Origin of the sequence: Clostridioides sp. ES-S-0108-01 (genome assembly GCF_020662285.1) — a bacterium.
Taxonomy (GTDB): Bacteria; Bacillota; Clostridia; order Peptostreptococcales; family Peptostreptococcaceae; genus Clostridioides.
Genome location: NZ_JADGMN010000001.1, coordinates 190,322 through 216,224, shown reverse-complemented (window position 1 = coordinate 216,224; position 25,903 = coordinate 190,322). Strand labels below are relative to the sequence as shown.

The following is a 25,903-nucleotide window of genomic DNA, read 5'->3' as shown; positions in this document are numbered from 1 at the left end:
AAATCTTGTAGATGTTATAGATTTTATACCAAGCAAAATTTACGTTATTCCTGGTTAAATTCTATCCTTTACAGAAAATTTCATTTCTATATTTTTTAATTTATTCACATTCAAAGTCTTTACTTTTTCTAATCGTATAAAATATTCAGATATTTTGACTGAAACATTTTTATCAAAACCTATACTATCTTTAGTTGCTATCTCTTTTAAAAAGAAAATCTCCCCAAGACCTTTTTTCTTGAGAAATCCTGTATAAGACACTATTATATCTTCAAAATCCTCCATAAGTCTTCTACATTCTCTTTGTGTTTTAGCTAGAAATCTAAATTCTAGTATACAATCAAAACTTTGTCTATATACTTTAATTACCTTACCTGTTTTTTCTTTATTTTCATCTAATTCATCAACTACATCAGTTAATATTGGTTTATGACTTTTTCCTTTAGATATTTCTCTTAATTTTACACTATAATTTATCTGTGGCAGTACAATTTTATCTGTTTCATCTTTTTTTATTGTATCAAAAGAAATTACTCCCCAATCATCCTCTAATTCTATTTTCAAAATATATTCTAACATTCTTTCTATTTTTTCAAAGTTGTCAATGTGTTCTTCATTTATAAGTATATTTTTATTATTTGCCATAAATTCTGTATCCATTTTTTCACCTACCTATACTCAATCCACTATAGGTTCTAACATACTCTAACATATATATAGTCTTTAAACTCAAATCTAAAAATAATTCTCCGGACTTATGTTTAGACAGTTCATTTATTATATATTCACTTATAATTTCTTTATCTCTTAATTCATCTAACAATTGTATTAAGTTTTCTTTCAAATATCCAGATGATAACAAAGCATCTATATTTTCACCTATATGAGAATATAGCATTTTTTTTATATAGCACATAGTCAGCTGAATCATTCTTACATTACATAAATACTTATATTCAGTATGTTCACTCATTGTGATTCCATTTGATACGACTACTCTTCTGATTAGCTGACTAAATCTAAACGATACATATCCAAGCTCAGTCATTTTTTTTATTGTTGAAATATCAAACGTATTAAATAGTGAAAATGATTCTGGAATTTCCTTATTTGTGGTAGTTTCTATGATATCTAAACTTGCTATAAGAGGAGCATATACAATACTTGAATTTACAATATTAGTACCATATGTGGTATATACATCCCCAACCACTACACTTACCAATTGTTCATAATTTTTATTAAATTTTGATACTTCATTAACTTTTTTGAAACATTTCAGTACACCAATATACTCTTTCTCATCTATCCAAATCTCATTAGTTAAATTAAGTCCAATGACACCATGAGTTATAATACCTGTTTTCATTTGAATCCTACAGAAATTCAGTAATTGTTCATAAAAAGTTAAGTATCTTTCTCCATTCTTAATGGTTAGATATTCCCTAGTTAGGTCATAATATTTATCTATTTTTTCTCTGTCATCTGTAAATGTATCATCATAATACACTCCTAAAGGCATAATAATATCTATATCAAGTCCTTCCAAAACAGTGTATGTACTGTCTAAGTTATTGTACATTATGTTTTTATCTAGGTCTAATCCACTATATCCTCCACTAAGTTTATGCATACCTTGATTTACTTCACTTATAGATTCCTTTGTTTTCATATAAGAATCGCAATAAACACTACAAATTATCATACCTTTTAGTTTTTGAGAATCTTTATTTATAGCTTCTGATAAATCATACAAAGTAGGATAATTTTCATATGGATATTTTAGTATATAATCTCCCAAACTTTTTGGATAAATTACCTGTAAGCCATCTTGATTTACTATTATTTCTATATCATTATATATTTCATTTGCATGCTTTGATTTAATATGTATGCAATTTTTTACTACTTCACCATTAGCACATTTTACATCTAAATAAATTTCTGCATGTGCTCCTGTAACTTTACATAGATAAACTTTACAGTCTAATTTAGATTCTTTTATAATTTTATATGCTTCAACTAAAGAACCTTTTTTGCCAAAATTTGAATTCATGTGAGAAATTGAGTTTATTTTTATTGGAGTGTTTACTGGTCCAAATTCTGAAGTTCCTAATAGATAAATATTTTTACCATAAAATTCTTGTTCATTAAATAGCTTTTTTGATGTGTCCATGGTTATTTCTTCCCTTTTAATCATCTTTATTTGTTATGATTCTTTAAGATTAGTTAAATACACTATGTATCTTGACATTATTTAATATACTGTTACTTATATTTATTTTGTACATTTTAGTTTAAATTTTATTTATTATCCATAATAATTATTTTCTCATTTAAAATTTCATTCATTTTTATGTTGATAACTTCTTATATAAATGCCAATCCATAAGACGTTAAATCAGAATCTTTATCTAATAAAAATTTTAACTTAGTATTTTGATTTAAGCTGACATACTCTTCAAGATTTATCTCAATGTAATTATTATTATTTAAGTGTAATATAACATAATTATTTTTAATATTAGCAGAGATAATCATTCTGCCTTTATTATATTTATTTTCAATTATAGTAGATGTTATCGAATTATTAAAAATAAATAACTTATCTTCAATAGGGAATGAACTTATTTTTATAGATGTGTAAATGTTGTTTTCATCAGTTAAAGTAACCTCTAGTACATTTGTCTTATTTAATATAAAATCATTCTTATCAAACACGTACTCTACACTTAAAGAACCATTTACAACATCTATTAATTCAGTAGAAATTAAAGTATGTAAATTATTTGTATTCGTTATTTTAACTATGACTTTAGGTATTTTTATTGAAATATCTAAATTTATATTTGTTATATTAAAACGATTACCAAATTTTCCAAATTGGTTTATTTCAAATGATGGAGAAGCATATAGATGTTTAATAATAAGTACTGGTCTGAAACCAAAAGTAGGACCTTTATTGTTGAAAGTATTATTCGTTGAATAGTTTGTAACACTAGAATAGCCTCTAGTTATTATTTTATAATTATCAGATGCTGATATAGAACTTGTGATACTACAAATATCCCAATTCCAGATAGTTTTATCTCCTGGTGTTATTAGACCATTTAAATCTGAACTTACAATATATTTATCATATTCAGATAGTCCATTATTATTAACACCTCCAGTTAGCGAACGTACGATTAATACATCATTTTTGTAAGGCTGATTATCTAATTCATTACCATATATAAATCCTTTTTGATTTATTTCATCAAAAGATAAATTAGGAAAAACTTTATCAGATATCAAAAACGATTCTATATCTGTATGATTTACACAAATAAAATTCATATCTGTCCCACTATAAAAATCTGTGAAACCATTATTGTAAGTGTAATTACATGGAATGTATTCTCCAACTTTTATTTTATTAATAATTCTATTTTTTTCTAAAGGTAAATCAATAATATATCCATCTTCATTTATATCTATACAGTCAATAGTTGCAAGACCCTCTTTAACTGGAGATATTATAACATCATGTATAGAATTGTCTAAATTAACTACATCAATGAGAAGTATTTGACCACTTGTTTGTCCATATGTATTACAAATGTGTTCAACTCCATCTATTATTAATTTAGTATTATCTTGAGGTCTATTTGTATTTCTATCTGATATAAGTCTAAATTTATTTCCATAAAATTTAAATTTGTAGCTACTGTCAACACTTTTAAGCCAAATACTGGAGCCTCCATAAAAAGCATTCTGAACTTCTTTTCCCCAAAAAGAACCTTTTATTATAGCTCGTATATTTGATTCATCATATCTTTTCCAGCCTACTTCTGGTTCTGGTAATCTTTCGCCTATAATAGCCATTATATATCACCACCTATAACTAACATTGGTCTAAATCCTACATTAGAAGCCGTATAGGCATTATTTATTATGCCAAACCTTTTAGGACTACTATCATTTACGTATTTATCATTATATCCTCTAACAGCAACTGAGGTTCCATCTGGTCTTGTTCCAGTTACATCTACAACTGATAAAATCGCAATGTTATTGGTTAAAGATGCAACATATTTATAATTCCATATGTTATTGTCACCAGACTCTACCTTTCCATTCAAATTACTTTTCCATATATATGTATCCCAATCATTAACGGTTGGCCAACCACCTTGGTTTTTGTTAACTGAACTTGAAGGAGAGTCTTTGTATTTATAATCTTTAAGTATTTCTAAATTACCTATAGCCACATAAGAATCTACTCTTGTAAAATTAAATTTGTAGTGTAAATATTCAACTTCCGAATTAAAGTAATGATACGAAGTTGCTTTATTGGTTGATGGGAGATTTTGAGTTTCATATATCTTTTTGAAAGTTGTATTATCATTACTTCCATATACAGTACAAGAGGCTGGAGGTTGGATGAGCCAGGGCAATTTCTATTGGTTAATATGAATCCACAAGCTGATATTTTTTCTTTTTTTGATGATACTTTAATATATGGATTAGCTTCAGAATTACTATGCCAACAGTCATCAGAATCTATGTTTGTTTTGTTGAAAACTAAATACGCAAGAAATCCTGTGCTGTATGTTGAACTTTGTTCTAAAATATAGTCATCATCTTCATTTGATGTTAAAGCTTTTTTAGGGAAAGATACAGTTATATCATCATTGTAAGCTACTCCACCATTTGGCAAACACAGAGAGCATTTTTTATAAAAGAAATCAAGTTTTTTTATAGCCACACTTCCAGTTGTAGAACTTGAATTTGTTATTTTTATTCTATAATGATTATAAAAATTTTCATTTTTAAAAATATAATTATTTACTTGATTGTAAATTGGAACAGTACTTTCTTTAACTTTGTGCAGAATTATCCATGTCAATTCATCATTACTAGCTTCTATAGTCCACTCTGTTGCAGGTTGTGGTAATTGAGCGTCATTCCTAAAATGAAGTCTATATGAATTTATTCTTCGTGGATTTTTTTTAAAAGTAATTTGCAATATATGTGGATAATTATATAATTCACTATGCCAAACCAAATCTCCATTTTGAAAAGCATGGAAAGCATAATACTTATCATATATACTACTTGCTTTTAAAATATATTCCTCTGTCTCATCACTTTCACAATCTTTTATAGGAAACACTTTTTCTCTATAGAAAAAGTCAATATCAGATTTATTAATTTCGTTCCATGAGATATTGTTTTGTATGTTTCTATCAGCTATTAGTTTATTATCATCTACCTTAACAAAAAAGAATTTCCCATCTGGAGTTGGGCTAGAAACATTTCTAGGAATTTCTTCACAAGTACAAATTCCAAGTTCTGAAAATTCTCCTAATTTTCCAGAAGTGGTAGCAGTATATCTACAAGATACTATATCTCCTATCTCCATATCTTCTATTAATGTTCTCTGTGTCAATATAGATTCTATTGGCGACAATATATGTCCACCTTCATCTATATCTATACAGTCAAAGAAAAAATAAACAACAACACTATTTTTATTTATTGATATTTTAATATTATGTAGTTTATCATCTAGGTCTAATTTTTCATATACTATTTTAGAAAAATTCCAAGTGTTACCAATTCTTGTGCTAAATTGTTCAACTTTACCATCAAGATTAATATCAATTAAATCAGACCTATCGCTACATACGTCACACATTATTCTTACTTTTGAACCAATAAAACTAAAATTAATATCTGTTTCATCATAAGGAACATTTTTAACATATGTACCCGTTCCACCATAACATGAACTCATAGGAACTCTTTTATACAATTCAGAGTAGAATATATTTATACAATCATCATTGTACCTCTTCCAGCCTTCCTCTGGTTGAGGAAGGGCGTCTCCAACACTAGCCATACTATTCACCTTCTCTTTCTACTGTATCAAGCTTGGCATCTATATAATAATTAGATGTATAGTTAGCTGAAAGATTTAATTCTTTATCATATTTTAGTTGAATTTTTAAATTAGATATATTTAGATTTTTATTTATTAAATCGAGTTTTGGATTGACAGTTTCGTTTATTATTTTTACTACCTCTTCTTTATCTATCGATCCAGAATTTCCTTCATCATATGGAGGTAGTGGCTTTAATTCAATATTATCAAAATTAATGATTTCAATATCTTCACAAATTAGCTTATATGCATTTAAAATAGTATCTTTGTCCATTAATAGTAACAAATTAATATTATTAGAATTTATGTTAAAAATAGAATTTATGTCAAAAACGTTGTAATTAATATTATCTATAGTATAAATTCCAATAATTGCACCTGTAGATTTTAATTTAACTTTCATATTTTTATATGATTTATCAAATGATATATTATCAGTTAAAATTATTTTATGATATTGAATAAGACCTTTATTGTGTTTAAAGACTTTTATAGTCTTAGGATTTGAGACATAATTATTTTCATCTTCTATAATGATTTCTAGTATATTCAGCCCATTTAACAAGTCAACATTACTTATATCTAAATTTAGATTGCCTTCATTTACATCTAATGAATCTGTCTGTAATATTTCTATATCATTTTTATTTGTTATTTTCACCTTCACTTTTGGTGTTTCTATTGTTTTATCTAGTAATATATTTGTTAGACTTATAATTCCATTCCATTCTCCAAAAGTATAATCAATATCAAACTCTGGATATAAGTATATGCTATTGACAATTAAAACTGGTCTAAACCCACTTGTATTATTTTTAGTAGATGTACTTACTACATTATATGAATTTGAGCTTGTACCACCTCTAATTGTTACTTTAGTATTATCTGAATCAGAAAAAGTATCAGTTATGGATGCTAAATTATGATGCCATATATCTTTATCTCCAGCAATAATTAAATCATTTAAAGTGGCATTTAAAATATATTTATCATATTCTGAATGTAAGTAACTGTCATTATATGGGCTATTTGTAATTGACTTTATAATACAAAAATAAGTTTTAGAAGATTGATTTTCTAATATATTACCATAAATAAATCCTTTTTGATTTATTTCATCAAAACTTAAATTCGGAATTACTGTATCTGATATTAATATATTTTGTTTTAAACTGTGTTCAACACAAATAAAATTTAATGTTTCTCCTGCTCCAAAGTTTGAAAAACCATCCTCATAAGTGTAATCACAAGATATATACTCTCCAATTTGAATATTTTCGATTGAGTTATTTTGTTCTAATTGTAGTGAAGTATTTCCTACACTAGCCATACTATTCCCCTCCCTCTGTAATTAACATAGGTCTGAAACCTATATTTTTAGCAACAGATGAAGATAAACATATATTAAATCTTTTTGATGACAAATCATCAATATCTTCAATTCTCCCACGAATTGGTATCAATATATTTCCACTTGGAACTCCTAGGTTTTCATTATTAATATCTTTTAATCCCGTAATAACGTTCTCTTTACATAAAGAAACTATATTGTGATAGTTCCAGATGTCATTATCACCTGCTATTATCTTTTCTTTTAAATCACTATTTCTTATGTATTTATCCCAATCATTTTCTATTGGCCAGCCACCTTTATTTTTATTAATTAAACTTAAAGATGTATTTTTATATTCATATTCTTTAAAAAGTTCTAATTCACCTATAGCTACTGAAGTTCCTACACCTATAAAACTAAACTTATAACATAAGTACTCGACTTGTGAATCAAAATAATGATACGAAGTTGCTCTATTAGTTGTTGGAAAGCTTGATGCCTCATGTATTTTTTCAAATTCTTTATTATCATTGCTTCCATATACAGTGCAAGTAGCTGGAGGCATAATAGATGAAGGACAATTTCTATTCGTTAATCTAAAACCACTTGAAATTATTTTATCTTTTTTTGATGATATCATAATATATGGATTATTATCCATAGGACTATGCCAACAATCATCTTCATTTACAGTTGTTTTATTAAATGCTAAGTATCCAAAATATTTTGCATTTAATACTCCACTTTCTTTTATAATGTAGTCATAATCTTCATTTGACTTTAAAGCTTTCTTTGGAAAAGATATTGTTATATCATCATTATACGCTACACCTCCATTTGGAATAGTATAATAATAGTCATTAATATAATCATATTCTTTTACACAATTACTAATAGTTGCGTTATTTTTAGTTGGTGATAAATCATAAAGTTTGTCTCCAATTGCATAAGTAGATTTAAATAGGCAAATTAGGTTTTCTTCATTACCAGTTAGATTTTCTTCTATAGTTACTGGGTCTATTGCTTTATCCCATATTGCAAACTCTGATATTTTTGCATTTAATCGATAACCTTCGTCTACAGAAAACCCTCTTCCTGGTTCACTACCTAATACAAGATGATCTGTACTTCCATATATAATAGCTCCGTTTAGATTTTTATCCAATTTTAAAATTGCTCCATCATATATTTTAACTGATTCTCCATTATATGATATGTAAAAAGTTTTCCATCCATTATTAGATAAATCAATATTAAATCCAGTAATAAAATATAAAGTTGAATAATCTGAAGAATTTGTAGCAATCTCTAGTCTAAGGTATCTATCTTTTGGTACATAACAAAATGCATAACCTCCACCTTCTGTACAGCTAAAAAATCTATCTTCTGTTCCTACTGTCCAGTCTTCTTTATATACTTTTATCTTTATTGCTATTTCATTAATTGTTTTAATTTTTGCTATAGGTATACTTACATACGATAAATTTCCATTAAATCCATTAAATACTAAAGCATTTGGAGAAAACATTTTACAAGTTAATTTACTTTTATTTAATTCATTCCATGAAATAGATGATTGAATATTTCTATCAGCGATAAACTTATTACCATCAACCTTTATAAAATAAAACTTTCCATCTGGTGTATCTGATGAAGTATCTACATCTATTCCTTCACAATTACAAATTCCAAGTTCTGAAAAATATCCTACCTTTCCAGGAATAGGAGCTGTATATCTGCAAGAAATTATATCTCCTATTTGCATAGATTCTAATGTAGATTTTTTCGTTAATTTGGTTTCAATTTGTTCCACCATGTATCCATCTATATCTATATCTATACAATCAAAATCAAACCTAACACTATCATTGCTTTCAATCCTTACTATATGAGTTTTCTTTTCTAAATTTATTTTTTCAAAAGCAAGATATTGCCTTATAGTTTCTCCATGAATAGAATAAAGTTCATATTTAATATCATCTATAGTACATTTCATATTAGAGGAATGACTGGGATATCTAGAATGAAAAATTCTTATTTTTGAGCCATAAAAAGCAAATTTGATATAGCTTGAATTTACTTCTTCTACAGTAGCATTTTCTGGTATGAACATTCCTGTGTTATTATAAAGACCTGTACTTGTGTCTTTTTTCCATAATCCTATATATTTAAAACTATTGTTAATATTATCAATTCTTTTCCATCCTTCTTCTGGTTGTAGTAATGATTCGCCAACTGTAGCCATTTATCCACCTTCTTTTTTATTTGACATTGTCACTATCAACATATAATTTACAATCTATTAATTGTTTTATATACCTATCATCAATAAGAGTGTCAGTTAATCGATTACATTTTAAATCAGAATTCTTATGATACTCATCTACATCAAATTCAATATCATACACTTTATCTTCTACTGAAATAATTCTATCATTTACATATTTTATATATTTTTGTTCTTCTATTATTTTATTGTTTAAAATATCAAAATTACTCTTTATAACATCAAATAATTCTTTACTAAGCCCTCCACCACCAGTTACTGGAAATTTATCTATATTATTTGGTGGAGGCAAAACTTCATTAAAGTTAATGTTAGTTGTATCAATACAATCCTTTAGATAAATTTTATAAGCTTCAATTACAGCATCTGAATCCATTAGAAACATTAATCTTATGTTATTTGAATTTATTTGTGTAAAACTATTAATATCGCAGTATGTAAATTCATTATCATTTGTTGAATATAAAACATTAACACTACCATGACTTAAAAATAAAGGTTTAAAGTGAGTATATGTTTTATCAAATAAAATCTTCTTTACCTCAAAATATTTACTTGTAAGTATTAGACTTTCTTTATCTTTATAAATTTTAAATCTTTTTATAATACGCTTAATATTGTTAAATGTCATTAATAATTCAAATTCATTAAAACCATCATTATAATCGTCTAACAATAAATTGAAAGAAATGTTATTGAAATTATCTACTATAGTTTCTTTTAATGTTCCATTTACAAAAATTTCCAGCTTATTCATTACATTTGATTTATCATTTACTGATAATATCAATTGACTTTCAGATACTTGATTTGCTTTTAATATAGGCTCATAACAATAAAGAGTGCTTGGTAATATAAAATCTTCATTGTGTCTATTTATATTAGAAATCATAAACATGCTTAATTCATGTGTAAAAAAATTATTGACTCCATCACATCTTTTTGACATATATATATTGTTACTTGGATGTTCTTGTGATAATTCAGATAAAGTATCTACTTTTTTAAGTTTACCATTATGATAAAGTTTAGTATATTTATAATCTTTAACTTCAAAAGCAAAATGATGATAAATATTTTTATCAAAACTTGAATAATCTATAAAAGAACTCAATGATATATTATCTATTTGAAATTTTAACTTATTAGATTCTGTATAAATTACATATCCTTTATTATGAGAAGAGTTTCTTGTATCAAATAATACATCTAATGTATTATTTGTATTAAACTTCAAATAAAACTCTACTGAGAAATTTCTAAAATGAGGATTAAAATTTTGTATTTGTAAATATCCAGATTTCATATTATAGAATTTATCAAATTTACCACCATCAGACATTGTCACTCCATTGTTATTTATAACTTTTGGATTATAACTACTATCAACTACTTCTGTTCCATTTAAAAAGAATACTGTATTTTCATCAATCCCTTGTCTGTGATGATATACTTTTTCTTCCACACTTTTAGTATCATTGTATTCAATAACAAATTTTATTTCATTTTCTCCAATTAGATATTTTTCATCATATATAATATCAAATATTAAATTTTCAAAAATATCAATGTATTCTTTTTCTATTTTATTGTTTATATATACTTTAACTTTATTTACAGTAGTTGTATTTGCTAAAACATTAAAGCTTATATGATGCTCTGTTTGCTCTATTATATTAATATTAGGTGAATAATCATATGGTTCTATTGGTAGTTCAAAATCATTTATCCACCTTGCCACATCAGAAATTCTAATATTAGATATATTTGCATTAACTTTGTTTGTCCAAGCGTCGAAAAATAAAAGTTTACTACCACAGCAAATAGATAATTCTTGTTGTAATTTCTTTTCATATGTTTTTATGCCGTTCTCAAAACAATATAAAGTAAGATTTTCTTTTGAATAACAAAAAGCTTTATGTATCCATTTATTAAAAATTTTTCCTCCACAAGTTTCTTGACGAATTATATCCCAAGAACTTCCATTACTACTACAATAAAGAGTTGAAACATCTCCTTCATAATATCCTAAAAGTAGTCCATATTTTAGTCTTTCATTAGTACTAAATATAGCTGCATCATAAACTGATATTAAATTCTCAAACCATTCTATTGTAAAACTTGTACTTCCATTCAAGCCTATCTCTTCAGATGGAATTTGAATTAATCCAGTATTAGATTTAAATGATTTTCCAAATAAATCATCTTCAACAATCAATACATCTATAGCAGTTACTGTTTTGGGATTTAAGCTTAAATCATTAAAAGAATCACCTTTTAAATATAACAAAGTATGTTCATCTATTCCTTGTATATTATATACTTCTTGCATATCATTTATTATACAGGTATCAGAATCTAAGTTTTCAGTATATCCACTTAAAAGAACTTCAAATACATTAATCCAACTACCAGTACTACTACATTCTATACTTATATTATTATAATTAGCAGTTGTGACATCAATATCAACAGTAGTTAGATTAATCTGTACTACTGACGTTTTTTGACCTATTATTTTTGTACCACACTTAATTACATAATTATTTTGTGATACTGGAGATGCACCTACTTTCATTTGTATTTTATTTATATTTGTAGCTTCTTTGAATTCTAGTCCTAAAATTGCTCCATAATTTGAAGACATCCATTCTGTATTTATATTTCCATCTATTGCTTTATCTGGAGTATTATCACGGTAAACACTACTAGCTGTAGCCACAACTCCTGAAGGCATATAACCATCATTATTCTTAATCAGTGTTATCTTTACATTAAATTTTTTATATACTTTTATTTTTATAGTTTTTAGTATTTCATTTATTTCACTTTCATTATGTTCTTCTATATAAACAACCTTATCTTTGCTACTTACTCTGTTATTGCCTATCTCATATTCTGTCATTACATCATAATTTACACCTAAATGTTCTATTTTTAATCCACATTTACCACTGAATTTTGCACATGCATTCGGAAATATAATTTTATCTTCTTCTACCTTTTTATCACCTAAACTAATTTCTTCTTTTTTATATTTGAAACTAAAATCCACCCTTGCTTCATTTATATATACATCTCTAATATCAGACCAACCTCCAGCAAAGGCAATTGTTTTAAAAAATAAATGTTTATATCCATTTTTAGGAATGGGTATAATAATATTTTTATTTACACTACTGTCACTACCATCTGTCTCAACCAATTTAACAAGTGTTCCAGTTTCATCTTCTCCCCATATCTCTAAAAACTCATCTTGTAGATATACTGTAACAGACTCAATAAATTTATTTTCTCCAAAAATCACATCAACGCCCTGATTGTTAGATGTAGCTTGCCAATAAGTACCTTCACTACTATCTAAAACATTACCTTCAACGTTTTTTTCATAACTTTCCTGTTCAGCTTTAGTAGTTATTCCTTCTAGTACAAATGACAAGTAAAGAGAAGCGTTGAAATCATCAGTTGCTTTTATTTTTAAAGTTCTTAAAACATCCTGCAGCTTAGTCACATCTTCTTCTGTTATTATATAAATATTATTTGTAAGTTTTTTATTTATTTTTTTATTACCTGAAATATATTCAAGTTCAAATTCATTTTTAAATCCATTATTTATTTCTATAACAGAGCTTACCTTTCCAGTCTTGTTGGCATTTATGGTTATATTTGGAAAAGATATCTCATTTCCTTCTACATTCTTATATCCTAAATCAATTCCTTGCATATTATCACCTCACTTTACCTTACATTGTCATTATTTATATCAATCTTACAACCAATTAGATTTTGTATATAGTCATCATTTATCAAAGCATCAGTAAAACTATTTTTATTCAAATTGGTATTTTTATGATACTCATCTACAATAAGTTTTGTTTTTATAAGCTCATCTTCTAAGCGATTTACTTCATTCAATACATTAACCACGAACTCTTTTAATTCTAAATTATTATTTAATATAACTACATTTATATATTTTTATTCTTCTATTATTTTATTGTTTAAAATATCAAAATTACTCTTTATAACATCAAATAATTCTTTACTAAGCCCTCCACCACCAGTTACTGGAAATTTATCTATGTTATTTGGTGGAGGCAAAACTTCATTAAAGTTAATGTTAGTTGTATCAATACAATCCTTTAAATAAATTTTATAAGCTTCAATTACAGCATCTGAATCCATTAAAAATATTAATCTTATGTTATTTGAATTTATTTGTGTAAAACTATTAATATCGCAGTATGTAAATTCATTATCATTTGTTGAATATAAAACATTAACACTACCATGACTTAAAAATAAAGGTTTAAAGTGAGTATATGTTTTATCAAATAAAATCTTCTTTACCTCAAAATATTTACTTGTAAGTATTAGACTTTCTTTATCTTTATAAATTTTAAATCTTTTTATAATACGCTTAATATTGTTAAATGTCATTAATAACTCAAATTCATTAAAACCATCATTATAATCGTTTAACAATAAATTGAAAGAAATGTTATTGAAATTATCTACTATAGTTTCTTTTAATGTTCCATTTACAAAAATTTCAAGCTTATTCATTACATTCGATTTATCATTTATTGATAATATTAATTGATTTTCAGATGCTTGGTTTGCCTTCAATATAGGTTCGTAACAATATAGAATATTTGTTGGTGTAAAATTTTCATTGTATATATTCACTTTAGAAATTCTAAACATGCTTAATTCATTAGTAAAACGATAATTACCTCCATCACATCTTTTTGACATATATATGTTGTTGCTTGCATGTTCTTGTGGTATCTCAGATAAAGTATCTATTTTTTTAAGTATACCATTATGATAAATCTTTATATATTTGTAGTCTTTAATTTCAAAAGCGAAATGATGGTAAACACTTTTATCGAAGTTTGAATAATCTATAGAAGAATATGAAGAGGAACTAAGGTAGAATGTTAATTTTTTAGATTCTGTATAAATTAAATATCCTTTGTTAAAAGAAGAAACTCTAGTATCAAATAATATATCTTGTGTACTATTATCATTAAACTTCAAATAAAACTCTATTGAAAAATTTCTAAAATGAGGATTAAAATTTTGTATTTGTAAATATCCAGATTTCATATTATAGAATTTATCAAATTTACCACCATCAGACATTGTCACTCCATTATTATTTATAACTTTTGGATTATAACTACTATCAACTACTTCTGTTCCATTTAAAAAGAATACTGTATTTTCATCAATCCCTTGTCTGTGATGATATACTTTTTCTTCTACACTTTTAGTATCATTGTATTCAATAACAAATTTTATTTCATTTTCTCCAATTAGATATTTTTCATCATATATAATATCAAATATTAAATTTTCAAAAATATCAATGTATTCTTTTTCTATTTTATTGTTTATATATACTTTAACTTTATTTACAGTAGTTGTATTTGCTAAAACATTAAAACTTATATGATGTTCTGTTTGCTCCACTACATCAATATTAGGGGAATAATCATACGGTTCTGTTGGTAATTTAAAATCTTCTGTCCATCTTGCTACATTAGAAATTCTAAATTCATCTATTCTATGGTTTGAATACCTAGTGAAATCAGTTTCCCATCCTCCACCTAAGATTAAATCTCTACCTGTACCATTTATATCTGTTTCATAATCAATAAAAGAACATGCGAATTTTCCATCAATATAAATGCTTAAATTATAATTTTTGTACATAAAACATACATGTTGCCAAGTATTAACCTTTATAGCTTGAGTTGAAGTATTTAATTGTTTTCTTACTGTTGAGTTATTGGTTAAGATAATACTAATTAAACCATTATTTTCTATTCTAATAACAAATCCATTATTAACTCCACCTTGATAGTATCCTTTACCTAGAATATCAAAGGTCGTAGGAGTACTCAGTGAATTCATATATAATCTAAAATCTATAGTCCATTCATCATTTAATTTATATGAACCATCTGGAACTCTCAATCGTTGATTTACATTTGTGAAGTTAAAACATTTTCCAAAACAACCATCATCTATAATTTGAGCACCTCCAGAAGTTATCTCTATATTATTAAAACTGCTGTCAGTAAAATCTTCTGCTTTTAAGTACACTAAAGTGTATTTATCAATTCCTTGCATATTATCACCTCACTTTACCTTACATTGTCATTATTTATATCAATCTTACAATCAATTAAATTTTGTATATAGTCATCATTTATCAAAGTATCAGTAAAACTATTTTTATTCAAATTGGTATTTTTATGATACTCATCTACAATAAGTTTTGTTTTTATAAGCTCATCTTCTAAGCGATTTACTTCATTCAATACATTAACCACGAACTCTTTTAATTCTAAATTATTATTATTTAATATAACTACATTTTGCTCTAATACTTTTACTCTTTCAACTAGTGGAGTTATATCAGCTCCACCACCAGAACCTCCACCACCGATTTCTCCATTTTCTATCATCTTATTAATAATATCTATATCATTTCTGTTACTTCTTATATTATCTATATTAATGCTTATATTGTTCTCTATATCATCTAATTTTTTATTCAATCCAGTAATAGCTTTTATTGGATGTTGATTTTCTATATCCGTATTCTTTAATTGATTATGGTCATTTAAATATTCTGTTTTTCCATATCTTTTTATTCTTACACCCATCTCACCTACCACCTTACATGAATATAATATTAAAACTATATTTGTCATCAATTGTTATACAACTAGAATCCTTTATTATCTTAATTAGAAACTTAGTTGTAGTTCCAGACAATAAACTAATCTCTAGCTCTTTAGACAATTCAGAGCTTCCACTTGAATCCCCATATGGCATCAAATAAGCCATACTATCGCCCTTATCATAACTAGAAACTCCAACTATTTTTAAAATTCCAGTTTTAGTAAAATTACCTTCATTTACTACCTGTAACTCATAAACTCTCTCTTTACCTTGTACTAGACCTAAATCAAAATCACCATTATCCATATTAGCTTCATCGACAATAAACCTAATTTCTGGTTCAAATGAATACACATCTCCACCGTATAACTTGTCTATAGTTATAGTGTCAGATAATCTACCTCCACTTTCAACTTCTATCCTTACATTATTTATTGGAAAAAGTTTTGATGATAAATCAATAACAACAGAATCTTCAGTATATTTCATATCTACATTTGTAACTATTTCTTTATTATTTTCATCATATATTTTAATACTTTGTGTTTTGTCAATTCCTATAATGGTTATAAAATTACTCTTATACATTTCGCAATTAAATATTTCTAATGCATTTTTATTGTCATTTAGATAATATCCTATAGAATTAGAATCAAGTAATTTTGTACTTCCAAAATCTTCCCAATTTAATCCATCTTTTGATGCTCTAAGATTTAATACAAAGTTATCAGAATACATTACTTTTAAATATGAATAATATATTGGTTCGATTTCTGCTGATAATTCACATTCTATGTAATTTTCAGTAATAGACTTAACTATACAGCCACCATTATTAGATTCTTTTGGTTCATATCTTATATATGTTTGAAATACGTATCCAGAATCTTTTGGAGATGGTATCAATAATTCTGTTTTATCAGTATTTTCAAGTATTTTAATAGAATCACCTGTAAAGGTGATTCTATTATTATCACTTGGAAATATATCCCACAGAGGATTCATTGTACCATTAAATTCCTCACTAAATATATGTCCTGTAGATATTTTATTCAATTTTTTTTTACTCTGCATGAACTTCAACCCTTATACTAGTTACTTTACATATCTGAAAATTTTCATACCCGTATTTTTTCACTAGTGATTTAGTAGTTGCTATTGCTGATTGTAAAGTTGGCATGTCACATACCACTCTCCAAAATTCATTTGCTTCATTTGGTGGTCCAGATAATTCATTTTGATTTACTTTTTCTTTATATTGAATTTGATAATTTACCATAAGATTTCTTCCCTTCATTTATTTTGATAGTTATTTAGTAATTTTTATTTGTTATTTCTTAATTACCCTTCGCTTCCCTTTTTCTTTATTATCATGATGCTTAAACATGTAATCCTTAAATGTATCAAGTGCATATGCAACTTGTACTGAATTTTGAATTCCTAATTTAACTTGTGTATCTTCTATCGACTCACCTGCAATGGTTAGCATATCTATCAAATACTCTACAGTTTTATTTGTTTTGCCAAGCTTTCCAAGATACTTTATATTAACTGATTTATTAAACATATCTTTTATTTTAAAAACTGCTATATCTATAAAAGATTCCTCATTATCATAAAAAAACAAAATTTCTACTTCCTTAACTTCTTTTGGAATTTTTAAATCTATATTATGAGATGGTTTTTCATCTCCTAAAAATGTATAAATATCTTCCCCTATATGTATCTCTAGCACACCACTATTTTCCATATAGGCTTTAAATTTTAGCTGTAAATCAAATTCTTGATTAACTTTAAATTTTAGCTTAGAATTTACACCTTTTTCTTTACTTGATAAAACAAAATCATCCGTCAATTCTAAGTTATCAATATATAATATATTTTTTTCTAAATTTCCTAATGTTTTATTAGAATAATCAATCTCACAATCTTCTCTTATATATACAACTTCATACTCTGAATTGCACAATATACTCATTTCTGAATACCATAGGAAAAGTTTTAAGGTTCTTTCAAGATGTGGTATTTTACATCTATCCCAATAGTATTTTTCACCTATATATTTCATTGTTGAATCTAATAAATCTTTTATGGCTTTTTCAGGTTCTATCCCAGCATATCTGTAAATATTATGCCTCCATTGATTGTATAGTGTATCAAGAACATACTTCATAACAGAAACATCAATATTTATAACATCTATTGCTATATTTGCAAAATAATCAACTGGATTTTCTATAGGCAATTCAATTATTTGATTTCCTGCCTGTGTGTATTTTTTTACATACTTGTCCTTATCTATTATTATGAGGTTATCACCAAATATCTTATCTTTATATATGTTATAATCAAAACCATTTTTGGGAAGAATCAATTCGTCTTCACTTCCGTCTATTACTACGAATTCAGGAAAATATTCTGTCGCAACTCCAAAATAACCATCATCATTTTTATATGTAGGTAACTTTGAAAGTTTTAATTCAATTGACGATTCATTAGATGATACACCCTTGATTTTTTTTATTATTCCAAATTGAATTTGATACATATTATAAAGATTACTATTGTATTTATATAGCTCATCTATATGACATGAAACATTTAACAAATTCCCCTCTTTATAAAAATTTATCAGATTATAATCATAATCTATTTTAAAGTCATTTTTTTGTATTGTTCCTTTTTCAAATTCTTTATTTATTAAGAGTCGATATTTGCCACTTTCTAATAGTTTATATACATAGTTTTCAGATACATATAATGACGGCTTTAAAAGATAATCTGGATATATAGTTAAGTCAGTAGTAGATAAATTACCCTCATTATATTCTCCAGATAACTTATGTTCAGTTATAGAGGTTTCCTTATTATTAGACTTTGACATTAATAAGTTATATTCATCATTTTTAAAATCAAACTTTGGGTTGTAGTATTTTGAAAATAAGTCTATACTAGAAATATAAATTTTTCGGTTGTCAGCCATTTCTATACTTACATCTAAATTATATAAGTTAAATGTAGGTTTCCCCTTTACAAAATCATAACTATCAAGTATCTCATATATTTGAATATTTGAACCTTCATGTGTAAAATTTTTAATATTATCTATAATATGAAGACTACCATCTATATTTTTTTCAATATTATCTAGTAAATAATATAACTCCATATAATCTTCACCTTTATATAAATTATATTTAGATTCTAAAAATGTTTGTATTTTACCTGAATATCCCTTTGATAAATATTTTTTATCTTCTATAAGTATTTTATTATTAAAACTATTTCGTAGTTTTATGTTATCATTTATTAAAACCTCTGGTACGTTTGTTATATCAATAAAATAAGGCAAATTAATATATGCATTAGCTGAAGAATTTGATGTAGACGTTTTATTTTCTTCCACAGAAATCTTTCTCAAATCTCCATCCTTTATAAGATTTTGTAAATCTATGGATAAGTTCTTAATATAGCCTTCAACTAATTTAGGCTTTTCTACAAATATTTTATTATTTATTGAACTCTCAACGTTTATAAAATCATTTACATTTACTTTTTTATCTAAATCTCTTACATTTTTTTCAAAATCAAATATATATGTATCATTTTCCGTGTCACTTATGTTTATAGCTATAGTATCTCCAAAAACTTGTTTACTTGGTGTATTTATCATATCTCCATAGTCATAATTTTTTAGGTATTTATCAACATTGCTTACTTCAGCTGTATTATCTTGGAAAAATAAGGTATTTTGATTAGTCTGAAGCGTATTATAATCTTTGTTTATTTGTATTTTATCTCTAGTGTTTTTATATTCTACAAATATCATATGATCTATAATTGATTTATCTAAATATTGATCTTCTCTACTTAGATACTTTAATGTATTATTAGAATTTCTAAACCTCTTACAATCTTTATAGCTACTTATATATTCACTAATATTTCTATCATATAGCTTTTCATATATTTTATTTATATAGATACTAACAACTGATGGTTGTTGTAAAGACTTCTTACTTTTTATAAAAGTTTTCTGTTTTTTACTAATACACATTGACTTTCCGTCATTCTTTAACATCAACAAAGTATTATCTATACTACTTTTTGTATGTTCACATTCTACCTTATAAAATAAACCTATAGCATTTTCATCACCAGAAAGATTATATTTAAAATTAGCACTGACGAAAACGCCAGTGCTAAACTTAAAAGTTGCAATCATCTATTCTTCAATCATAGCTAATATCTTAGCTGAATATATCTTAGAAGCCTTAACTTCTTCTGAAGTTTCTTCTCCTGATAAAACAGTGATTTTAGCTTCAATTTTTAAATTAAAACTAAAGTCACCAGTGCTAGAACTAGGTCTCACTATTGTGGCTTTATAAGAAAGAGACTGACTATCAAGCTCTAATTTTATATTTGCTGATGTTAAATCTTCACCTTCATTATCAAGTGCCGAAAAAGTCAATAACATGTTTTCAACTTTAGCAGGCAATGTAAAGTTATCACTAAGTTCTGTTAATGATTTATTTGGTGCAATATATGAAGCAAAGTCAAAAGTTTTTACAAAATCATCTACTTTTTCTTGATTAGTAGGGTCTTGCTTAAGTATTCTAATATTAGTTATAGTTTTTGTAGATGTAAGTTCGCCTTTAGTAAGTGTTGCTGTAACAGATACAATACTATCACCATCTTTATATGCAGGTCTAGTAACTACTCCCTTATCACTCAAACAAGTAGAATTGCTTGTAGTCCATGTTATCGCTATTTCATTTCCTATTGTAGTTGGAAGTATTAAGTCAGTTGTAACCTTATTTATATCAGTATTTTTATTTCTAATAAGTTCCCAAGTTATTGCATTGGCTGCAGATTCAACTTCACCTTCTTGGGTCCATGCTGGTACTGTAACTTTAAAGTCTTTACTTCTACTTACACTTCCCTTTGACACAATGACGTTTATAGTAACCTTTGCATCTTGTTCACCAAATACGGGTCTTGTTACTTTTCCTGATTGACCTATTATATTTGGACTAGAAGACGACCATACTATAGTTGAACCACAACTACCTTTTTGTATAAATGTCAGATTTTCTGTAACTATATTTGGTATAGATATGTTTCCTATATCCTCTAGCACACTTTGTAAATCAGTTCGCTTCGATGCTTTTACAAGCACCTTAAATTTTTTAGTTTTAGAGACTTCTCCAGATTTTACATTAGCAGATAAATATATTTCCTTATCTCCTTCATAGAAATCTGGTCTATTAATTATACCTAACATTAATATTCATCCTTTCTATTCCTCATCATATTTTATATAACAAATTCTTCTTGTGAATCTGATTCTTCCAATTCATCTGTAGAATTTACATTTACTTCAGTTTGAAGTTTTCTACTTTTATATCTAACAGTTATAACGGCTCTACCTATTTTTATCCCAGCTAATTCTCCCTTTTGAGAAACAGTAACTATACTTTCATTTGATGAAGTCCAAACTACTTTATCATCTGCTACTATTTCTTCTCCTTCAAGCAAGGAAAGAGATTTTTTTTCTCCAACTGATAAAGTTGGATTTTCAGGAGTTATTTTTAATTCTATTGTAGGTTCTTCAACATCTGCTCCTTTAGAAAAACTCACTATATTCGTATCAGAAGAATCCCATGTTATCTCTAATCCATTATTCGTTTTATCAGCAAAATAAACTGATTCTTCATTATTTGTACAAGAATAAATATCTTTATACATATCTTGTATTTCTCTTAATGCAGCTTCACACTTAGAATCATCATTACTTTCATTGTATTTAAGTTCTTTTAATATTCCCACACCGTATCTTTCATTTGGAGAATTTGCAAAAGGAGTATAAGGAGTAGTTAGTGGAAGGTATATGTATGTTTCTTCTGGTTTATCTTCGTACTTCTCAAAAGTTTTATTTACTATTAATTCATCAAATGGGAAAAGTGATTCAGCATCTATCACTATCATACCTGATAAAGCTCCGCGAACACCTTCTGCACTATGCACAATTTTTATTCTATCTGCAAAGTATTCGTTTGTATAAACTGATTTACCATACATATGTTTTTTCATGAATTGCTCTGTTGATGAGAACATAAAATAGTGACTTTGGAAATAGTCAGCAGAGTCTGTTTTATACATTGCAAAATCTGTTGTTCCATTTGCTGTATGTACACCATAAGTTTGATGGTATTTTATATCTATGAGATTTCCATACTTATCTCTATTTGAACCACCTTCTTGGGTAGTTCTTTCTTCTACTTCATCAAAACCTAGATAAAAATAAATTGGTCTTTCAACCATTCCATCTTGTGAACCATAGATATAGTAGCTTAAGTCATTTAAAAGACCTTTTCCATCATTTTGTGCTACATATTTTCTAATATAGTTGTATAGGTCTTGTTCATTATAAGTTACCTGAACTTCTACTGTCATATCTTTTACTATTGGTTTATCTATAGTTATTGGCAATTCAGATGGAAAAGTAACTCTTTCCCTTGATATAGATGTTCTTGCATTAGTTGTAATATAATATGTTCCATATCCGTTATAATATTTTACGTTTGGATTCATTAATCCAAACTCAGATACAAATTCATTGTTTACAGAAGCACCTATTGTAATTTGTAAACTAGGTTCATATATAGTCGTTTTACCACCTGCAATATTTGCTTCAAAATCTCTTGGTACATCTCTCCTATTATAGGTATATTTTATTACAGTATCTACTGGTCTAGTACTAAGTAGTGAATTATTTAACCAAGGGAATGTACCTATATTTACCCATGCTGACTTAGACCCTGCATTTGATATAACACTCTTTCCTGATGTTTTGCCACCATCAGTTCCAAGTATATTAACTCCATTAAAAGGCTCACTATATTTGATATTAAACTTTGGTATAGAAGGTACAGATGAAGAAGTTGTAAATATACCAAAATTTCCAGCTATGTCCTTTTTAGCAAAATCAAAGCTGTCAATAGAACCTATATATGCTTGACCAACCAAATATCTATTGTCCTCATAATCTACATTTGGATTACCTGTCACATTTATAAGTACTCTATTTGGATGTATATTAGCAAGTACTCTTATTTTAGTTTTATTATTTAAAGAAGATGTAATAGGTATTCTTAAAAGAGCATCTGAACCAGTTATACCAAGTTCTGATTTAAATTTTTCATCAAAATCTGTAAACCAAGATAGTTTACACCATTCAGATGAAGCAGAATTAAATTCAGATATATCACCAGTTACCATATCTATAACATTTTCTGCTGGTCCAGAATAATCCTTATTTGGATTATCAAAAATTCTCATATAGCAGTTGTGATAGTTTCTAGCTTGTGCATCTTTTACACCAGTTTTTAGATTTACAACTTTTGGTACAGTTTTTCCATCTCGTTGTTGAGTGGGGTCATCCAATTCTGTATCACATAAATATTTTGGAAAGTACACTTCCAGATACATAACTGTATTTTCTTCTATATCATTATCCAGAATCCCATATTTTGAAATTTCATCAGAACCAACTTTCGTTGTTTGCTGAGTAATTCTATCAGATGGTCTCGTAACAGCTCTTACAACAACAGAATCAGTTATTTTAGAAATTTGGTCCTTAGTTATTATTTCATATTCGCCTGCATTTATCTCATCAAAAGAAGAAACTTCTCTATCTTTTATAAGTTTAAAGTTTGGATTTGGATACACTATATTCCAACAATCCTCTTTTGAAGGCAAAGATTTTCTCATTAAATTTCCAGATATATCTTTTACTTCTTTAGTATAATTCCCTAAAGCTAAAACATTTGCTAAATCTTTTACAAAACTATCTGCATCTGTTTTAAACTCATGGAAGACAAAATCCTTTATTTCATTACTTAACATATTTAATTTTCCTTTCTATCTTTAAATTGGTTCTGGGTCTTTTAACATTCTTATACCAAACCATAATTTCTTAGAAGTACCACTATCATTATGAAATTTTAAAACTACTCTTGAATCTGGAGGTGCTGCATATACATATGTAGATGAACCTAAGAAAAGACCTTCTTTTACTTCCCCCAAGTACCAATCCTTAAACCACAATTGTCCATTAAAATATAAATTATAGTGGTCATTTTCTCCATATCCACTACATGTAACAGATATAGCAAGAATCTCAACTTCAGATGGAGGTAAAACTATCTCTTCTTCAAATACCCCTCTAAGTGCTGGAACTTCTATCAATCTCATATAATTATATGGCTGTGTTTTTGATGCAAACCCTCTTATACTTCCTATCTCTTTTATTTCATTGACTATATTAACTTCATTGAGGTTATCTATATTAGAAACAGACTCAAGCTTTTCTACATTTTTCACTTGCTCTAAGTTTTCAATATTTTTAAGAATCTCTATGTTTTCTATTTCAGATAAACTATCTATCTTATCTATACTCTCTATATTATTTATTTCTTCTATATTTCCAACTTTTTTTATTCTATCTAAGTTACCACCAGCACTATAAGCGACATTAAAGTTACCCATAATTTCACCTCTATTATTTATTAAACTTCTTCTTTAGATGTTGGTTCTACTTCTATATTCTTGTCCTCAACACCAGTTAATACAGGAGGTATATTATCTATTACAGATACTAGTCTGACTGCCACAGTTTCATTTGATGATTTATCAGATACTTTATAAGTAACTTGATACTCTTTTACGACAGATGTATCAACTAAATCCCCACCTTCAACAGTTATCAAATCTGTTAAATCTCCATCAACTTCATCTACAGCTGTTACACCCTCTAGAGCATCAAAGTCATCATTTAAGTTTAATGTTAAATCATCTATACCTGAAAATACTGGTTTAACAGTATCAACAACAGTGACTTTTCTTACAGCACTTGCTTCATTATTTGCAACATCTGAAACTTTGTATGTTAATATTTGTTCTCCTAAAACAGAAGTATTAACCACGCCTTCTATTACTATCTTAGAAGTTAAATCTCCATCTATATTATCATTGGCAGTAACTCCAGCTTTTGAATCAAATGTTGATCCATATTCTACAGTACAATCTTCAACACCAGATAATATAGGTGCTATGTTGTCAACAACTGTTATTACCCTATTTACTGTACTTTTATTTTTAGATTTATCTTCTACAGCATAGACAATGTTATTGTCTCCAGGTATGGTATTATCAACTACACCCTCTATAACTATAGAATCAGTTAAATCTCCATCTATATCATCTATTGCTGTAACTCCATCCCTTAAGTCTAGTTCTTCCAATAAATTTATAGTCTTATTATCAGCACCACTTATTATAGGAGCACCTGTATCTACAACTGTTATTATTCTATTTGCTGTCGTTACATTTCCAGATTTATCTGGGGCTGAGTATTTCAAAGTATATTGCCCAATTACATTCACATTGACTTCACCTTCTACTGTGACAAGTTCTGTCACATCACCGTCTATATTATCTATAGATCTAACTCCTTGCATTGGGTCAAAAGAACTCCCTCTTGGTATCTTCAAATCATTAAAAATCATAATACTATCTCCCTTGTTTTTTATTTTTGTTATAAATATTTTTGAAAAGTTTTTTAGAACGTAAATATGTTAGCTAATTAAGAAAA

18 protein-coding genes are annotated in these 25,903 nt (G+C 26.8%); all 18 read right to left on the bottom strand.

Annotated elements, in window-relative coordinates; all coding sequences use genetic code 11:
• Window positions 1–54: 54 nt before the first annotated feature.
• A complete protein-coding gene (locus tag IR152_RS01000; RefSeq protein WP_227449976.1) occupies window positions 55–660 on the bottom strand; it encodes a hypothetical protein in 606 nt (201 codons plus the stop codon).
• A 4-nt stretch (window positions 661–664) separates the two neighbouring features.
• Window positions 665–2,176 carry a hypothetical protein gene (locus IR152_RS00995; protein ID WP_227449975.1) on the bottom strand — a complete coding sequence of 504 codons (1,512 nt, stop codon included), beginning with the start codon at window positions 2,174–2,176 and terminating at the stop codon, window positions 665–667.
• A gap of 194 nt (window positions 2,177–2,370) precedes the next feature.
• Window positions 2,371–3,867, bottom strand: coding sequence for a hypothetical protein (locus tag IR152_RS00990; protein ID WP_227449974.1), 1,497 nt, complete (start codon window positions 3,865–3,867; stop codon window positions 2,371–2,373).
• A complete protein-coding gene (locus IR152_RS00985; protein ID WP_227449973.1) occupies window positions 3,867–4,253 on the bottom strand; it encodes a hypothetical protein in 387 nt (128 codons plus the stop codon). The genes IR152_RS00990 and IR152_RS00985 overlap by 1 nt, the downstream gene beginning before the upstream one ends.
• An 8-nt stretch (window positions 4,254–4,261) precedes the next feature.
• A complete protein-coding gene (locus IR152_RS00980) occupies window positions 4,262–5,887 on the bottom strand; it encodes a discoidin domain-containing protein (protein WP_227449972.1) in 1,626 nt (541 codons plus the stop codon).
• A 1-nt stretch (window position 5,888) separates the two neighbouring features.
• Entirely contained in the window at window positions 5,889–7,259 is a 1,371-nt protein-coding gene (locus tag IR152_RS00975) for a hypothetical protein (RefSeq protein WP_227449971.1), read from the bottom strand.
• Window position 7,260: 1 nt separating this feature from the next.
• Entirely contained in the window at window positions 7,261–9,507 is a 2,247-nt protein-coding gene (locus tag IR152_RS00970; RefSeq protein ID WP_227449970.1) for a LamG-like jellyroll fold domain-containing protein, read from the bottom strand.
• Between the two features lie 16 nt (window positions 9,508–9,523).
• Window positions 9,524–13,273 (bottom strand): LamG-like jellyroll fold domain-containing protein, encoded by a 3,750-nt coding sequence (locus IR152_RS00965; protein WP_227449969.1) that lies wholly within the window; start codon window positions 13,271–13,273, stop codon window positions 9,524–9,526.
• A gap of 14 nt (window positions 13,274–13,287) precedes the next feature.
• Entirely contained in the window at window positions 13,288–13,476 is a 189-nt protein-coding gene (locus IR152_RS00960; RefSeq protein ID WP_227449968.1) for a hypothetical protein, read from the bottom strand.
• Between the two features lie 51 nt (window positions 13,477–13,527).
• Complete coding sequence (locus IR152_RS00955) at window positions 13,528–15,690, bottom strand: LamG domain-containing protein (RefSeq protein ID WP_227449967.1); 2,163 nt, start codon at window positions 15,688–15,690, stop codon at window positions 13,528–13,530.
• A gap of 14 nt (window positions 15,691–15,704) precedes the next feature.
• Window positions 15,705–16,229 (bottom strand): hypothetical protein, encoded by a 525-nt coding sequence (locus IR152_RS00950; protein WP_227449966.1) that lies wholly within the window; start codon window positions 16,227–16,229, stop codon window positions 15,705–15,707.
• Window positions 16,230–16,242: 13 nt separating this feature from the next.
• A complete protein-coding gene (locus IR152_RS00945; protein WP_227449965.1) occupies window positions 16,243–17,322 on the bottom strand; it encodes a hypothetical protein in 1,080 nt (359 codons plus the stop codon).
• Entirely contained in the window at window positions 17,312–17,527 is a 216-nt protein-coding gene (locus tag IR152_RS00940; protein WP_038811736.1) for a hypothetical protein, read from the bottom strand. Before IR152_RS00940 ends, IR152_RS00945 begins: the two co-directional genes overlap by 11 nt.
• Before the next feature lie 51 nt (window positions 17,528–17,578).
• Window positions 17,579–20,473 (bottom strand): hypothetical protein, encoded by a 2,895-nt coding sequence (locus IR152_RS00935; RefSeq protein ID WP_227449964.1) that lies wholly within the window; start codon window positions 20,471–20,473, stop codon window positions 17,579–17,581.
• Window positions 20,474–21,532: an immunoglobulin-like domain-containing protein gene (locus IR152_RS00930; protein WP_227449963.1), complete on the bottom strand. Its 1,059-nt coding sequence runs from the start codon at window positions 21,530–21,532 to the stop codon at window positions 20,474–20,476. It abuts the gene before it with no gap.
• Window positions 21,533–21,564: 32 nt separating this feature from the next.
• Window positions 21,565–24,156, bottom strand: coding sequence for an Ig-like domain-containing protein (locus IR152_RS00925; protein ID WP_227449962.1), 2,592 nt, complete (start codon window positions 24,154–24,156; stop codon window positions 21,565–21,567).
• A gap of 21 nt (window positions 24,157–24,177) precedes the next feature.
• The gene (locus tag IR152_RS00920) at window positions 24,178–24,798 is read right to left on the bottom strand and encodes a glutamate-rich protein 5 (protein WP_227449961.1); all 621 of its coding nucleotides are present in this window, start codon (window positions 24,796–24,798) and stop codon (window positions 24,178–24,180) included.
• Window positions 24,799–24,818: 20 nt separating this feature from the next.
• Entirely contained in the window at window positions 24,819–25,817 is a 999-nt protein-coding gene (locus IR152_RS00915) for an immunoglobulin-like domain-containing protein (protein ID WP_227449960.1), read from the bottom strand.
• Window positions 25,818–25,903: the final 86 nt, after the last annotated feature.